Genomic DNA, 17091 nt, shown 5'->3' on the forward strand with positions numbered 1-17091 from the left:
TTTTATTAAAGTTTTAATTTTCAAATATTTCTATTCTCTTTACAAATTTCGATAAAAATTATCGCTTTTGATATTAAGGTTTTTTCATAACGTCAAAAAGCCTGTCAGCAATCAACGTATTTAAAGTTTTACTTCCGTGACCGTCATTTTTTCCGACAACACGTTCTTTTTCAGGTATTTTCGCTATTCCATCGTTTATCGGAACTACTGTGACGCCTTTTCCCCGAAGATAATTTTCAACAGGTTTGGTATATATTGCGCTTTTATCTAACTGGAATAAAAAGGGAATAAAAACGGCATACATCTTTGCGCCTGTACTATCGCGGTAAGCAATCATATTGGAAAGATCCTGTAAATGTGAATTCAGGATTGTCGTGTCGGAATAGGCAGTTTGGACAAATGTCTCGAACGTACTGAAAGACGCGTGAGGCAATTGCCAGTAAATAAAGTTTGGCAGATAAAAGCGTTTTACTAAACTTGCCATCAGCCCTTTCAAATCTGCATATGGAGCTGTTCCGGAAAGAGACAATCCTTTTTCTCTACCTACTTTTTCAATATCATTTGGAAAATATTGAAGAATGATGATATCCGGTTTTACAGGAAACTCTTTCAATCTTTTATATTCATCTCTTGTATCCGCACCTGATACGCCAAGATTATAAACAGCATATTGAGATTTCCCTAGTTTCTCTTCCAATTGATCTGAAAACCGATCTGAAACATTTTCCAGACCATGACCAGCTGCAAAGGAATCACCAATGACCAGGACATTCTTTTTTCCCGACGATTTGGTTACTTCTTTATCATGATATCCCAGCTTGTTAACAGGGTTCCAATACTTTTCCCACCAGATCTGAGATGCCTTTGAAAGCACACCCTCATGACTTTGCGGAACAAACATGAAAATGATTTCAAGAAATATAAGTGTAACTAAAAGTGGAACAACTAGTGTGACAACGTTGGCCAGGATACTTTTTGATTTACTTTTTACAACTCCGTAATAAAATATACGCAGGATTTCAATGACCAGTAAAAGCCAGAAAAAAGTTTTAGTCAAACGGATATACCAGTTATCACTCTGAGGTGCCCCCGGATAATCGAATTTAACATTGAAATGATCCGGATAGAAAAAGAACACGAACAGCACGCCAAGAAAACCGATCCTGATGAGGCTGGTAACAAGTTTTGATGTCATAAATTTTGCTGATAGGGGAATAAATAAATAGCTGTTTTCATTTTAATCAAGAACAAATTCCTCTTGCCAGTTATCTTTTTCCATCCACTCAGGCTGCAACTTCTTGTCAAAAATATAATTACCCACAACTAAATAATCCATTTCTGTCCGCATAAAACAGCGATAGGCGTCATCTGGCGTACAAACGATAGGTTCGCCGCGCACGTTAAAACTGGTATTAACAACCACCGCATATCCAGTCAGCGCCTTGAAAGAATTAATCAGCTCATAATAACGCGGATTGGTTTCTTTATGAACTGTCTGGATCCTTGCAGAATAATCAATGTGTGTAATTGAGGGAAGATCTGAACGTTCAAAATATAATTTTTCCCTCAGATCCATAGAATCGTAATTGGCCGGAACAGGCTTCCGGCGATCTTCGGCTACCGGATGTACCAGAAGCATATAGGGAGATATACCGTCGTAATCAAAATATTCAGCAACGTCCTCGGCAAGCACAGATGGTGCGAAAGGCCTGAAAGATTCACGGTATTTTATTTTAAGGTTCAATTTTTTCTGCATTTCAGCATTACGCGGATCACCCAGAATACTTCTGCCACCCAACGCGCGAGGCCCGAATTCCATACGCCCCTGTACCCATCCTACAACATTTCCTTCGGATAATAATTTTGCAGAAGCATCAGCAAGATCCTTGAAATTTTCATAATAGGTAGAAACGGCTTTGTATTTCTTACCAGTCAATTCTACTTCCAGATCAGAGAAAGTAGGGCCGAGATAAGAGCCTCTCATCGCATCCGCTTTCCAGGTTACCTTCCGATCCTGTCCGAAATAAATATGATAAGCTGCCTGCGCTGCACCCAGTGCCCCGCCGGCATCGCCAGCCGCGGGCTGGATAAATATGTCTTTGAAAATGTTGGCCTTTTGTAGTTTACCGTTTGATACACAGTTCAATGCAACACCCCCTGCCAAACAAAGATAATCAGCACCGGTAAGACGTTTAGCTTCTTTTGCCATTCGGATTACCGCTTCTTCCGTAACATTTTGGATAGCAAGTCCCAAATTACAATGTACTGATTCGAGCGCATCTTCCGGTTTTCTGGTTTTGAAACCAAAAAGTGCTTCCCATTTATCCTCATTAACCATTTTGAGGCCGGTAGCATAATCAAAATATTCCTGATTCAACCAAACCGAACCATCTTCTTTTAATTCAATTAAATCTTTAAGAATAATTTCTTCATATCTGGCAATATCCGGTGATGATGGATTGCCATAAGGCGCAAGTCCCATTAATTTATACTCACCCGAATTAACCCGAAATCCAAGGAAATAGGTAAAAGCAGAATACAGCAAACCTAATGAATGCGGGAATCTCAATTCTTTTAAATTGGTAATATCTTTTCCTTCTCCCAGACAAATAGAAGCAGTAGCCCACTCACCAACTCCGTCAATAGTCAGGATAGCTGATTTTTCAAATGGAGATGGATAATATGCACTTGCGGCATGAGAAAGATGGTGTTCCGGAAAAAGAATTTTTACCGGTTTTTTTTTATCGTAGCCAAGTTTAACAAGCTCTTCATTGATAAGACGCTTCAAAAACATTTTCTCCTTAATCCATACGGGCATTGCAGTCAGGAAGGACCTGATACCTTTCGGGGCGAACGCATAATATGTTTCAAGTAGTCTTTCGAATTTTAAAAGGGGTTTGTCATAAAAGACGATAGCATCCAGCTCATTTAGAGTAATGCCTCCGTATTCCAAACAAAAACTTACTGCATTGGAAGGGAAACCCGGATCATGTTTTTTTCTTGTAAATCTTTCTTCCTGTGCCGCTGAGATAATTTCCCCGTTTTCAATTAGTGCTGCGGCTGAATCGTGGTAAAAGGCCGAAATTCCTAAAATTTTCATTTAAACTCAATTAGTTAACCAATTCGGTGCGATCGTAGTAGTCGTCAAAATAGCAAAATGTTAGGCAATAAATAATTAGCAGTATTATTATTAATTATTAATACCTACGTAAATTCTATTAAACGGTCACGTCAATCCTGCAATATAATTCAAAGTAGATTTAGTTAAATCTGAGGAGAGTTGAGCCGGATGTTCTACACAAATTCCATGCCAACTGTAAATATACGTCGAATTCATCATTCCGGATTGAGGAAAGGTTTATTTTTTACAGAATTCATTCTACTTCCTTGCTCAATACTCTAACTGGTTTATTATGCTCATCCAGAGCGACAAAAGTAAACATTCCGGAAACCGCCTTTTCTCTTTTTTGCTCATACATTTGTTCAACAAAAATATCAACTCGCACCTTCATACTTGTATTCCCAATTTCCACAACCGTCCCAACTAATTCTATAATAGTCCCGGCGGGAATCGGGTGTGTAAAATCGATCCTGTCAGATGAAACCGTAACGCACCGCAAACGCGTAAAACGGGTTGCTGCGATAAAGGCAACCTCGTCCATCATTGACAAAGCGGTACCACCGAAAAGTGTATCGTAATGGTTTGTATTATTTGGAAAAACAGTTTTAAAAACTCTTGTTTCCGATAGCTTAATTCTCTCTTCTAAATTCATAATCTTAGAAAAAACAAATCTCCCGGCATCTGTGACAACCGGGAGATTCTATATAATATTGATATAGTTTTATTACTGCGTTATTGTTACCGATTCTCGCAGCAAGTTAGCCGCAGTAATCATATTTCGCAAGGCGGCTTCGGTTTCCGGCCATTTTCTGGTCTTCAAACCGCAGTCCGGATTGACCCAAAGATTACGTGCAGGAATTACATTTAATGCCTTTTCCAGCAATATCGTAATTTCTTCAACGGTAGGTACCCGCGGCGAATGAATATCATAAACGCCCGGTCCGATTTCATTCGGATAATTGAAGTCAGCAAAAGCATCCAGTAATTCCATTTGCGAGCGGGAGGTTTCTATTGTGATCACATCTGCATCCATTGCCGCAATGGAATCAATAATATCGTTAAATTCTGAATAACACATGTGCGTATGGATTTGCGTTTGATCGGCAACACCGGCTGCGCTCAAACGAAACGCATCGACAGCCCATTCTAAATATGTTTTCCAATCGGATTTCCTCAGCGGTAAACCTTCACGGATTGCAGGTTCATCAATTTGTATCACTTTAATTCCTGCTTTTTCAAGATCAATTACTTCATCACGAATCGCAAGGCCGATCTGGAATGTAGTATCTTTTCTTGGCTGATCATCACGTACAAATGACCATTGCAAAATCGTTACCGGACCGGTCAACATTCCTTTTACCGGTTTTTCAGAGTTGGCCTGAGCAAAGGCGGACCATCGGATAGTCATCGGAGCCGGGCGTTCCACGTCTCCAAAAATAACCGGCGGTTTCACGCACCGACTGCCATAACTCTGAACCCAGCCATTTTCTGTAAACACAAATCCGGAAAGTCTTTCTCCGAAATATTCCACCATATCATTCCGCTCGAATTCTCCATGCACAAGTACATCGACACCCAGTGCTTCCTGCCAACGGATTGAGCTGATTACTTCCTCTTCAATCCTGCTTTCATATTCTTCAAAAGACAAACTTCCTTTCTTCAAACGCGCACGTAATTGGCGGACTTCATCTGTCTGCGGAAAAGAACCGATGGTTGTAGATGGAAAAAGCGGGAGTTTCAGTTTTTCCAGCTGAATATTTTGACGTAAAGAAAATGGGCTGACACGTTCAAAATCTTTATCCTTAATTGCAGCCACACGTTCTTGCACTTCCTGTTTATGGATCAAAGTGGAAGTGCGGCGACTTTCGATCGCTTTCTGATTTATAATAAATGTTTCGTCAGTATGATACCCGGTACAAGCCAGTTTTGACAATGCAACAACTTCATGCAATTTCTGTTTGGCAAAAGCCATCCAGTTTTTGATCTCAGGCGTCAAAACTTCTTCGTTATGTTCAAGATCCAGATCATGCGGGCTGTGTAATAAGGAAGATGACGGCGCAACCAAAATACGTTCAGCTCCCAAAATATTGATTGCCTGCTGAATGAAATCAAGCGACTTTTGATAATCATTTTTCCAGATATTTCTTCCATCAACGACACCAATAGAAAGCAGTTTGGATGAATTAACAAATTCGTGGTTTTGCAGAATTTGGTCAAAACTTGATGCGCCACGGGTCACATCAATATGTAATACAGCAACGGGAAGATTTACGGCGAGTGAAAGATTATCATCCAACGCACCGAAATAAGTAGCCAGCAAAATTTTCAGATTCGGAACAGCTGCCTGAATTTTCTGGTAAGCAAAGTTTAGCGCATTTTGTTCTTCAATACTTAAATCCAAAACCAGGCAAGGTTCATCTAGCTGTACCCATACGGCACCTCGCGTTGCAAGCTCCTGCAAGATTTCTATATAAACCGGAAGTAGTTTTTCCAACAAAGAAATTCTGTTGAAACCTTCTTCCTTTTCTTTTCCCAATAGTAAAAAAGTAACCGGACCGACCAGTACCGGTTTTGTTAAAACTCCCTTTTGCTTCGCATCTTCAAATTCAAGGATGACCTTATCGGAATAGCGGTTAAATTCCTGATTTTTGACAAATTCTGGTACGATGTAATGATAGTTGGTATCGAACCATTTAGTCATTTCCATTGCCTTTATATCCAGTCCGTCGCGTTGAAGGCCACGTGCCATAGCAAAATAAAGATCCAGCTCCCGGTTTGATTTTCCGTCAATCAGTTGCTGATAACGTTTCGGAATCGCTCCCACCATCAGGGAAGTATCCAAAACCTGATCGTACAATGAAAAATCGTTGGAAGGAATTAAATTAATACCGGCCTCTTTTTGAAGCTGCCAGTTGCGGTGACGAATTTCCCGTCCCGTTTTTTGCAATTCATCTTTGGTAATTTTCCCAGCCCAGAATTGTTCGCTGGCTTTTTTGAGTTCTCGTTGGCTTCCCACGCGCGGGTAGCCCAAATTGTGTGACAACATAAACATTAGTTAAAGAGTTAATAAAAACTCTTTGGAATGCCCTACCCGTCCTGATTTAGTTTAAAGTTGAGAGCGGTCCGCCGCGCGGTTGAAAGTGACTTTCGCCCAAAGGCATAACTTTCAGAAATTCCGACCATTTTATATACCTCGCTGATCGAAAACCATTAACTCACGACTTACCGCTGTGGCGGCTGCTAAATCAGTACGTTTTGTTATCAGATTTTGATCAAATTGTCAGATACAAAATTGACCAAACATATCTCCGAAAATAAATTTTGTAGATAATAACCTGACAGCAATACATTTGTAAAATCAATGCGTGACAAAACCCCAAACGTGAGGGAGTGGCCATTGAGAGTAAAGGCAAGTCTCCTGGCTTGTACCATTTTTACCGCCCTTCTCATCATAAATATGACAATGGGTCACGAGGGTAAAAACTTTCCTGATCTGTTCAGGGTGATACTTACAGTAGCACGACTGCCCGTGAATTTCACACGGTTCCTTTTTAATTTCTGCTTGATTGGCTGAGGGCACCAAAAGCGAAAACCATTACCCCGATTGACGGGCGTTCACAAAGAACATTGGCAAAGTTATGGAAAAAAGAGGCCTGAGAGATTAGGGTCTGGGATTTAAGTGAAGCGGTTACTTATTGAAAATGTGTGGTAGATAAAATATCTTTTTGGTGGGGTGAAATGGAGTTTGGAAAGTGAAGTTTTCACTATGATTCGTGCACATTGATAGAACCGGTTTCAGCTATCAATCCAATTTTCTAGCATAATTCCATTAAGATTAATGAAATCTCTGGTATTTCTGGTGACCAATATTAAATCATTCACAATCGCAGTAGACCCAATAAGTAAATCGAACTCTCCAACGGTCCTACCAATTCTTCTCAAATTTGATTTCTGACGGGCATATTCATAAAAACAATCTCCCATAAGAAGTGTTCGCCCGGAAAAAGAATTTAAAAATTCCTGAGCATTTTTTCGGTTTTTCTCTCTTTGAGACTCTGAACTATTCGCTACACCGAATAACAATTCCGCAATAGTAATTTCTGAGATATAGCAAGATAATGGGCCAACATTTTTTATTTTTTCTGCCAGGCTATATTGCCCTTTAAGAAAGTGAATACAAATATTTGTATCAAGTAAATAAAGACTCATAACTGAATATCACGGGGATTATCATTTCGGGAAGAATGGATTATTGCAGCTAACTCATCACCGGACTCATCACTTTCCCAACTACCAAAAAGCTTCAGGAAAGAATCTTCTGGCGTCATCAAGAGCTCCTCTGTATGTCGTTCAGCGACTGGTAAACCAAGTCGATTTGCTAATCCCTTGATTAGCTCAAAATCTTTATCGTCGGTTGTATTAATAATTATTGTATGTGTCATAGCTACTTTCCAGTACTGTTTTGATTCTAATTAGTATAATATTTTGTACTAATTTAAACTGTTTTTACTGATAAAGCAACTTAATCAATTCTATATCATCTAGTCGGTGTTAATTCCTTACCAAAACATTTATCCACTAAAAAATACTAAAAACTCCCCGTCCAACCCTAACTTTACCGTTCAAATCTGATTCATTCATTTTACATTATTATTACCGTCATAAAATGGAATACCGTATAGAAAAAGATACCATGGGCGAAGTGCAGGTACCTGCTCATGTATATTGGGGCGCGCAAACGCAACGCTCTATCCAGAATTTCCCGATTGCGCAGGATATCAATAAAATGCCAAAGGAAATCATCCGGGCGTTTGCATACCTTAAAAAAGCCGCGGCGATTACAAATTCAGAAGCTGGTGTTCTTCCAAAAGAAAAGAGCGATCTGATTGGTAAAGTTTGTGACGAAATTCTGACTGGCGGACTGGAAGATCAATTTCCGTTGGTGGTTTGGCAAACGGGTTCTGGAACGCAATCCAACATGAATTGCAATGAAGTGATCGCTTACCGCGGACACGTTTTGCAAGGTGGCGACCTGGCTGACAAAACTAAATTTTTGCACCCTAATGATGATGTGAACAAATCACAATCATCAAACGATACCTTCCCGACTGCAATGCACATTGCAGCATATAAAATTCTGGTTGACGTTACTATTCCGGGTATTACCAAACTGCGTGATACTTTGAAAGCAAAAGCGGAATCTTTCAAGCATGTGGTTAAAATCGGCCGTACCCATTTTATGGATGCTACGCCGTTGACACTTGGACAGGAATTTGGCGGTTATGCTTCTCAATTAGATCACGGTTTACGTGCCATCTACCACACCCTTGCTCACCTATCTGAACTGGCTTTGGGTGGAACTGCGGTTGGAACGGGTATCAATACGCCGGAAGGTTATTCAGAAAATGTAGCAAAACACATTGCACTTTTAACTGGTTTACCTTTCATCACGGCTGAAAATAAGTTTGAAGCTTTGGCTGCCCACGACGCGATCGTGGAAGCGCACGGCGCTTTGAAAACAGTGGCGGTTAGTCTGATGAAAATAGGAAATGATATCCGTATGTTGTCTTCCGGGCCACGTTCTGGTATTGGTGAAATTCACATTCCCGATAACGAACCGGGAAGTTCGATCATGCCTGGAAAAGTAAATCCAACGCAATGTGAAGCGATGACGATGGTGGCAGCCCAGGTTATGGGAAATGATGTTGCGATCAGCATCGGAGGTTCAAACGGACATTTTGAACTGAATGTTTTCAAACCTTTAATGGCTTATAACTTCCTTCATTCAGCACGTTTGATCGGTGATGTTTGCGTTTCGTTTAATGATAATTGTGCGGTTGGTATCGAGCCTTTGCATGAAAATATCAAAAAACATGTAAATAATTCTTTGATGCTGGTAACGTCTTTAAATACAAAAATTGGTTATTACAAAGCAGCTGAAATTGCTCAGACGGCTCATAAAAACGGCACAACTTTGAAAGAAACGGCTGTTGCTTTGGGTTATGTAACGCCAGAAGAATTTGACGCCTGGGTTAAACCGGAAGAAATGGTTGGCGAGATCAAATAGTCTGAATTATCGTGAATAATATCACAGCCCTGCGCATTTGCGTGGGGCTTTTTATTTACTTTGTGCTACAAATTCCTAAAATCCCTGCTTATGCTGTTTCGCCATTCAAGATTTCTAATCCTCTGCATTTTTCTTTTCAAAATTTCGCCGAATGCTTATTCTCAAAAAACTGATTATAACAAAACCGATCTAAAACTTTGGTATGATAAACCTGCAACCGACTGGATGACACAGGCTTTGCCAATAGGAAACGGATATCTCGGCGTTATGTTTTTCGGTGATCCGGCAGAAGAACGTTTACAATTTTCAGAGGGAAGTTTGTGGGCAGGCGGAAAAGGCGCGAACGAAGAGTATAATTTTGGATTGAGAAAAGACGCATACAAAACACTTCCAAAAATAAGAGAACTGCTTGAACAAGGAAAGCTGGCAGAAGCGGATAAACTCGCCAGTGCAGAAATGACCGGTATTATTCATGAGAAAAAAGGAAATACACCATCCAGCGATTTCGGAGCCCAACAAACCATGGGCGATTTGTATGTCAGCGTTTCTCATACCAGCGCTGTAAAAAATTACCGCCGGGAACTGGATATTTCGACGGCAACCGGGAAAGTCACCTACGAGGTTGGGAAAGAAAAATTTGAGAGAACATATTTTGGTAATTATCCTTCCCGGGTAATGGTTTACAATTTCAAATCCACCTCGCCGGAAACTTACTCCATCCGTTTTTCGACGCCACATAAAAAGGAATACGAGAAATTTGAAAAGAATCAATACATTTTCGGTGGGAGTTTGAAAGATAACAAACAGGAATTTGAAACAACTTACCGGATTGACACGGATGGAAAAATAAGTTATGACAGCGGAATCGTCACTGTAAAAAATGCCAGAAAAGTTACACTGATCCACACGGCATCAACAGATTATACCTATCAATTTCCGAAGTATAAAGGAAATGATTACAAGAAAATAAATCAGCAGGTATTGGCTTCGGTGGCCAGTAAAAATGAAACAGCACTCCAATCAGAGCAGCAAAAAGATTATAAAAATCTCTTCGATCGCGTTTCTTTAAAACTTGGTACTGATCATATCACTTCGGTGCCGACAGACAAAAGGCAGATCGCTTATTTCCAGGGTACGCCTGATCCGGGTTTTGAAGTTCTGTATTTCCAATATGGACGTTACCTGATGATTTCTTCCACACGGCCGGGAACGATGCCCATGAGCTTGCAGGGAAAATGGAATGACAGCACAAATCCGCCCTGGGCGAATGATTATCATACCAATATCAACATACAAATGTTATACTGGCCGGCCGAGGTTACCAACCTTTCGGAGTGTTATCTGCCGCTGTCTGATTTCACCAAATCCATTGTCGAACCAGGAAAACTGGCTTCGAAGGAATTTTTCGGTACCCGCGGCTGGACGGTTAATACGATGCTGAATGCTTATGGTTATACTTCTCCGGGATGGAGTTTTCCATGGGGGTTTTATCCGGGCGGCGCCGGTTGGCTAAGTCAGCATTTGTGGGAACATTATGCTTTCACAAACGACGTTGATTATTTAAAAAACACCGCATACCCGATTATGAAGGAAGCCTCCTTATTCTGGATTGACTATCTGACCAAAGGGAAAAGCGGATTTCTGGTTTCTTCTCCCTCCTATTCTCCGGAGCACGGCGGAATTTCCACCGGCGCATCGATGGATCATCAGATTGCCTGGGACGTTCTTTCCAATACCATTCGTGCCAGTAAAATTTTAAAAACTGATACTGATTTTGCTAATGAAGCACAAAAAGTAAGAGACCATATCCAGCCTCCGCAAATCGGTCGATGGGGACAATTGCAGGAATGGAATGAGGATGTTGATGATTCGACTGATAAACATCGTCACGTTTCACATCTTTTTGCCTTGCATCCGGGTAATCAGATTTCCCCGACCGCAACACCGGAATTCGCCAAGGCAGCAAGAGTAACTTTGGATGCGCGCGGCGATGAAGGAACCGGGTGGTCGTTAGCCTGGAAAGTTAATTTCTGGGCGAGGTTGCAGGATGGAAACAGGGCTTATTCTCTATTTAAAAGAATCCTTCGTCCGGTTGGTGATAAAGCAGAAAACATGGTAAATGGCGGCGGATCTTATTCCAATTTGCTTTGTGCCCACCCGCCATTTCAGCTGGATGGAAACATGGGCTCAACGGCCGGAATTGCAGAAATGCTTTTACAATCGCAGGCGGGTGTAATTGAATTATTGCCTGCCTTGCCGGATTCATGGCCAGCCGGCGAGATTAAGGGTTTGAAAGCACGTGGAAATGTTACGGTTGATGCGCAATGGAGAGATGGCAAATTGGTCTCAGCAACCTTAATTTCAGGGAGTTCAGGAAAGCAAAAGGTGAAGTTAGGTACGAAAACGTTGGAAGTTGATTTGATTAAAGATCAGAAGAAAGTTGTTTCGGTTGGTTTGTTTCAATAGGAGTTTGTGGCGTAGGTTATGTTTGTTTCGGTTTAAATTCAAAGGTATGATCATGATAAAAAATAACTTTTTCAAGTAGGTTATGTCACCCTTTCAGGGTTGCGCCTTAATCGTCAAGCGGCGTTGCTATAATAATGTCATCCCTTCGGGATTGTGAAAAACCGTAATCTAACAGGATCAAGTTATTATTCAATGAGATTAGAATATTGGTTTCCTAACCCCACGATGGGCTGACATAACACATACAATAATATATCCGTCCCTTCGGGATTTTCATTCTACCACAATCCCGAAGGGATGAAATTATTGTAGAAAACGATTAGAACATAGATTTCCCAAACCTGACGAGGTGACATAACACGAACCATAAATCTAACATCCCTTCGGTATTTCGACCGACCACGATTCTGAACGGAAGACATAATTATAGCATCAAATTGGAATATCTATTTCTTAACCAAACGATGGGCTGACACAACACATACAATAATATATCCGTTTCTTCGGGATTTTCATTCTACAACAATCCCGAAGGGATGACATTATTGTAGAAAACGATTGGAACATACGTTTTCCAACCCTGACGAGGTGACATAACTCAAACCATAAATAACGTCCCTTCGGGATTTCGACCAACCACAATCCCGAAGGGATGACATTATTGTAGAAAACGATTGGAACATACGTTTTCCAACCCTGACGAGGTGACATAACACGAACCATGAATAACGTCCCTTCGGGATTTCGACCGACCACAATCCCGAAGGGATGACATTATTGTAGAAAACGATTGGAACATAGATTTTTTTTCCAACCCTGACGAGGTGACATAACACGAACCATAAATAACGTCCCTTCGGAATTTCGACCGACCACAATCCCGAAGGGATGACATTATTGTAGCATGAGATTGGAAATCTGGTACCCTAACCCCGAAGGGGTGACATAATCTTATCAACCAATATTTTACATCGTAATCAACTGATTAATGAAATCTTGGATATCAAAAATCAAACCCCATGAACATCCGGGAAGAACTTTTAAAACAACAAATTCACTTCAAAAAACATGCAATCGCAATCACTGAATTTGCAGTTTCTTCTGATAAAAACTTTAAAGAACTTATTAATTGCTTTTTATCAAAGGATATGCGTGTGGCTCAGCGGGCTGCCAGGAGTGTCAGTTGGGCAGCTGAGAAATACCCGGAAATGGTTCAGCCATATGTTGGCATTTTAGTTGATCAGTTAAAACGGAAAGATGTTCACAATGCAGTAATCCGAAACAGCTTGCGTGTTTTGGAAGATTTAGTTATCCCGCAAAAATTTCATGGAGAAGTTATGGATGCATGTTTTCTGTTTCTCCAAAATCGGGAAACAGCCATAGCGATCAAGGCATTTGCGTTGACTGTACTTTTTAATCTTTCAAAAATTTATCCTGATATTAAAAATGAGTTTCGTATCATTATTGAGGAAAATATGGAATACGAAACAGCGGCTTATCGATCAAGAGGAAAGAAAATTCTCGCCGGGTTGTGACAGATCACATAGACGTCGCAGTAAGCAATTTGAGGGTTTACTTTTCTTAGTGTAGTTTTAAAGAATAATATTAAAACCATTCCATCTCACATTAATAATTGGAATGATTATTTAAAAAGCGCAGGTAAAAAACGGAATTTTTCGCTCTTAAAATAAAAACAATGAATATATACTGTCACGCAAATTTTGACGAGACACTTCGGAATCGCTTAACCGAAGTTCTTTCGCCAAAATATACGATTCATTTTCAATCTGATACCCAGTCTAAAACAGAGGCGCAAAATCTGTTTTATGAAGCTGATTATGTACTGGGAAATCCGCCACCGGACTGGTTCTCAGAACCTTTAGATAATCTAAAATTCTGGCAACTGGATTCTGCCGGTTTTGATCAATATGCCTCAGTGAGATTGAATGGCGAAACAAAAGTGGCCAATATGGGCGACTGGTTTGCCCGACCATGTGCTGAATCGATCGTTGGCGGCGTACTCGCACTTTATCGCGGCATTGATAAACTGACTTTATTAAAAGAAAAAACAGAATGGGTTGGCGCGCCGTTAAGAGCTGAATTGCGTTTGCTTTCGGGTCAGGAAGTTGTAATTCTGGGTGCAGGAACAATTGGCAGCATGGTTAAACTTCTCTTGCAGGGATTTGGATGTACAATACATTTAATGGCCCGAACTTCTCCGGATGCAGATCTTCATTCGAAAGAAGATTTGTTAAATGTTTTACCAAATACCCATTTAGTCATCAATACTTTACCCGGATCCGCCGCCAATTTTGCTGATCAGGCCATGTTTCAAGCCATGAAAAAAGGCAGTGTTTACGCAAGTGTAGGCCGTGGAAGCACAACCGACGAAAAAGCACTTATTGAAGCATTAAACTCAAAACATCTGGATGGAGCAGTTCTGGATGTGACAGAAGTAGAACCAATTCCAAATGACAATCCGTTGTGGAATATGGAAAATGTTATTCTCAGTCAGCATACTGGAGGCGGACATGCGGATGAACATGTAGGAAAAGTGGATTTATTCCTGAACAATATGATGGCCATTGAGAATGGTGGTGCTCCGATTAATGAAATAAATCTTGCAAAAGGATATTAACAAAGCTTTGAAAACGATTATCAGTGCATTTAATTATGATAATCAACAAACAAAAAATAAATGACAAGTACAGAATTGAGCACGGCAGAACGGATTCGTGAAAAATATATAGCGCATTTTGGAGATAATACTGATGCAAAAGATTTCAGGCTTTTCCGTTCGCCGGGAAGAATAAATCTGATTGGAGAACATACGGATTATAACAATGGATTTGTATTGCCGGCAAGCGTAGACAAGGCTGTCTATTTCGCAATTTCTCCACGTACTGACAACCAGGTAATACTGCATGCGGTAGATTTAAACGAAACCTATACTTTCCAGGTTGAAGATCTTTCCAAACCGGATCAGAAATGGGCTTACTTTCAGCTGGGCATTATTGAGCAGATCTATAAAAATGGATTGAACATTGGTGGATTTCAGGCTGCATTTGGCGGAGATGTACCTCAGGGTGCAGGTATGTCGTCTTCTGCGGCTTTGGAATGTTGCTTACTGTTTGCTTTAAATGAAGTTTTCAACCTGGGACTGGATCGGTTTTCAATCGTAAAAATGTCTCAGAAAGCAGAGAACGAATATGTTGGCGTGCAATGCGGCATTATGGATCAGTTTGCTTCCGGCTTTGGAAAAAAAGAAGCTGTGATCCGGCTCGACTGCCGGTCGCTCGAATATGAATATTTCCCATTTCCAATGGATGAGTATATACTCGTGCTGTGCAACACGCTTGTTGAACATTCGCTGGCAAGTTCGGAATACAATACACGGCGATTGGAATGTGAAAAAGGCGTTTCGGTTCTTCAAAAAAATCATCCCGAAATCAAAAGTTTACGCGATGCTACACCAGCCCTGATTGAAACCTACAAAGATGAAATGGGTGATGTCGTTTACCGTCGTTGTAAATATATGACAGAAGAAATTGAGCGTGTGCAGGTTGCCTGTGATTTCCTCACGGCTGGAGATCTGATCAGTTTTGGTAAAAAAATGTACGAAACACACCAGGGGTTGCAACACGAATATGAAGTAAGCTGCGACGAACTTGATTTTCTGGTAGATCAGACATTTGACGATCCGTCTGTAATAGGCGCGCGAATGATGGGTGGCGGATTTGGTGGTTGCACGATCAACCTTGTAAAAAAAGAGGGTGTTGAAGCTTTTGAAACAAAAATGAAAAAAGCTTATTACGATAAATTTCAAATAGAATTGCCCTGCTATCGCGTACAGATAACAGATGGAACCGAGGAGATTGTACTAAATGCTTAAACCTTAATATTTCCGGAAATACCTTTATGAAAAAACGATCATTAATATTCGCTGCGCTGATTGGACTTGGTCTGATGAGCTGCTCAAAAACCAAAAACGAGAAAGAAAACGAAAACGAAAGTAAAACAATGACCAGTACGATTTCGAAAGAAGTATTCGGAGACCTTCCGGATGGCACAAAAGCGGACCTTTACACGCTTAAAAATGCCAATGGAATGACGGTGAAAATCAGCAATTATGGTGGTATCATCACAGAATTAACTGCCAAAGACAAGAACGGAAAATGGGAAGATGTCGTGTTAGGATTTGATTCCCTGGCTCCTTACATAGCAGAAAATCCATTTTTTGGAGCTTTGGTGGGCCGCTTTGGAAACCGCATAGCCAACGGAAAATTTACTCTTGACGGCAAAACTTACTCCTTACCAATTAACAACGGACCAAATTCATTGCATGGTGGTATTAATGGCTTTAACAAAAAGCTATGGAACGCAACTGAAATTAAAAAAGATTCTCTTGTAGGTCTTGAATTAACTTATGTTAGTAAGGACGGCGAGGAAGGTTATCCGGGAACGTTAAATGTAAAAGTGACTTATACGCTGTCAAACGAAAATGGTCTTCGTATTGATTATGAAGCCACAACGGATAAAAACACGGTTCTAAATTTGACAAATCACTCTTATTTCAATCTGACCGGATTGAAACGTGATATACTAAACCACGAAGTTTATATCAAATCAGATAGTATGGTTCCGGTAAACGCAACTTTGATTCCAACCGGAAAATTGAGAGCGGTAAAAGGAACGCCGTTTGATTTTAATGAGCCTACACTTGTTGGAAAAAGAATTAATGATGTAGCTGATGAGCAAATCAAAAATGGCGGTGGATATGATCATTGCTGGGTTATAAGCGGTGCGGATAAAAGCTTATCACTTTTTGCGACGGTGAAAGATCCCGAAAGTGGTCGTTTTATGGAAGTTTATACAACAGAACCTGCGGTTCAGTTTTATTCAGGAAATTTTCTTGATGGAACGATGACCGGAAAAGGGGCAACATATGCAAAACGTTTCGGCTTGTGTCTGGAAACAGAGCATTATCCTGATTCACCAAATCAACCACAATTCCCTACCACCGAACTGAAACCGGGAGAAACGTACAAGACTTCAACGGAGTACAAGTTTTCGGTGAAGTAGTTGTTGAAAATATTTATGGAGCTGTCAGGGATGAAATTTTCTGGCAGCTTTGTTGTTTTAAAACCTTTGAGATATGTGGCTATGGCTGAAGCCGGAAAGATTTTGGCTCGCTCCTACCCAAGGCTGAAGCCTCGTATGTTTGTCTTAGAAAATCATGGTTAATAAAGATTAAGTTCAGAACTTGGTATTGAGTGGTGAGAGGAGATTGAAGCCTAAACAATCCAGCAGGATATGTAGCACCCAAGGTATTCCCCACCACCCAATGCTAAGAGTCACAACAGCACCTAAGGATTCACCAGAAAGGTGATAAGCCAGTATAGGACGAGAAAAGGCAAACTTATTCTAAGACCATGAG

Annotated in this window: 12 protein-coding genes and 1 riboswitch; of the genes, 6 read left to right on the top strand and 6 right to left on the bottom strand. The window is 40.6% G+C overall.

Going from position 1 to position 17091, the window contains the following annotated elements:
• Window positions 1-73 precede the first annotated feature (73 nt).
• The 6 genes from LXL81_RS20995 to LXL81_RS21020 form a co-directional block, all read right to left on the bottom strand.
• Window positions 74-1195, bottom strand: a complete 1122-nt coding sequence (locus tag LXL81_RS20995; RefSeq protein WP_234648723.1) for an SGNH/GDSL hydrolase family protein — start codon at window positions 1193-1195, stop codon at window positions 74-76.
• Window positions 1196-1237: 42 nt separating this feature from the next.
• Entirely contained in the window at window positions 1238-3100 is a 1863-nt protein-coding gene (locus LXL81_RS21000) for a carbamoyltransferase (RefSeq protein WP_234648724.1), read from the bottom strand.
• A gap of 274 nt (window positions 3101-3374) precedes the next feature.
• Window positions 3375-3773 (bottom strand): acyl-CoA thioesterase, encoded by a 399-nt coding sequence (locus tag LXL81_RS21005; RefSeq protein WP_234648725.1) that lies wholly within the window; start codon window positions 3771-3773, stop codon window positions 3375-3377.
• Between the two features lie 72 nt (window positions 3774-3845).
• Window positions 3846-6167, bottom strand: a complete 2322-nt coding sequence (gene metE, locus LXL81_RS21010; protein ID WP_234648726.1) for a 5-methyltetrahydropteroyltriglutamate--homocysteine S-methyltransferase — start codon at window positions 6165-6167, stop codon at window positions 3846-3848.
• Window positions 6168-6511: 344 nt separating this feature from the next.
• Window positions 6512-6720: riboswitch (cobalamin riboswitch) on the bottom strand.
• 196 nt (window positions 6721-6916) lie between these two features.
• Window positions 6917-7330: a type II toxin-antitoxin system VapC family toxin gene (locus LXL81_RS21015; protein WP_234648727.1), complete on the bottom strand. Its 414-nt coding sequence runs from the start codon at window positions 7328-7330 to the stop codon at window positions 6917-6919.
• Entirely contained in the window at window positions 7327-7563 is a 237-nt protein-coding gene (locus LXL81_RS21020; protein WP_234648728.1) for a hypothetical protein, read from the bottom strand. Before LXL81_RS21020 ends, LXL81_RS21015 begins: the two co-directional genes overlap by 4 nt.
• A 224-nt stretch (window positions 7564-7787) precedes the next feature.
• Here LXL81_RS21020 and fumC point away from each other — a divergent pair, with 224 nt between their 5' ends.
• From fumC to LXL81_RS21050, 6 genes are all read left to right on the top strand, one after another.
• On the top strand, window positions 7788-9188 hold the full coding sequence (gene fumC / locus LXL81_RS21025; RefSeq protein WP_234648729.1) for a class II fumarate hydratase: 1401 nt from the start codon (window positions 7788-7790) through the stop codon (window positions 9186-9188).
• Between the two features lie 90 nt (window positions 9189-9278).
• The gene (locus LXL81_RS21030) at window positions 9279-11654 is read left to right on the top strand and encodes a glycosyl hydrolase family 95 catalytic domain-containing protein (protein ID WP_234648730.1); all 2376 of its coding nucleotides are present in this window, start codon (window positions 9279-9281) and stop codon (window positions 11652-11654) included.
• Between the two features lie 1019 nt (window positions 11655-12673).
• A complete protein-coding gene (locus LXL81_RS21035; RefSeq protein WP_234648731.1) occupies window positions 12674-13189 on the top strand; it encodes a hypothetical protein in 516 nt (171 codons plus the stop codon).
• A gap of 161 nt (window positions 13190-13350) precedes the next feature.
• Window positions 13351-14292, top strand: a complete 942-nt coding sequence (locus tag LXL81_RS21040; protein WP_234648732.1) for a D-2-hydroxyacid dehydrogenase — start codon at window positions 13351-13353, stop codon at window positions 14290-14292.
• Between the two features lie 60 nt (window positions 14293-14352).
• A complete protein-coding gene (locus LXL81_RS21045; RefSeq protein WP_234648733.1) occupies window positions 14353-15546 on the top strand; it encodes a galactokinase in 1194 nt (397 codons plus the stop codon).
• A 26-nt stretch (window positions 15547-15572) separates the two neighbouring features.
• Window positions 15573-16736: an aldose epimerase family protein gene (locus LXL81_RS21050; RefSeq protein WP_234648734.1), complete on the top strand. Its 1164-nt coding sequence runs from the start codon at window positions 15573-15575 to the stop codon at window positions 16734-16736.
• Window positions 16737-17091: the final 355 nt, after the last annotated feature.

Origin of the sequence: Dyadobacter sp. CY356 (assembly GCF_021440195.1) — a bacterium.
Lineage (GTDB): Bacteria > Bacteroidota > Bacteroidia > Cytophagales > Spirosomataceae > Dyadobacter.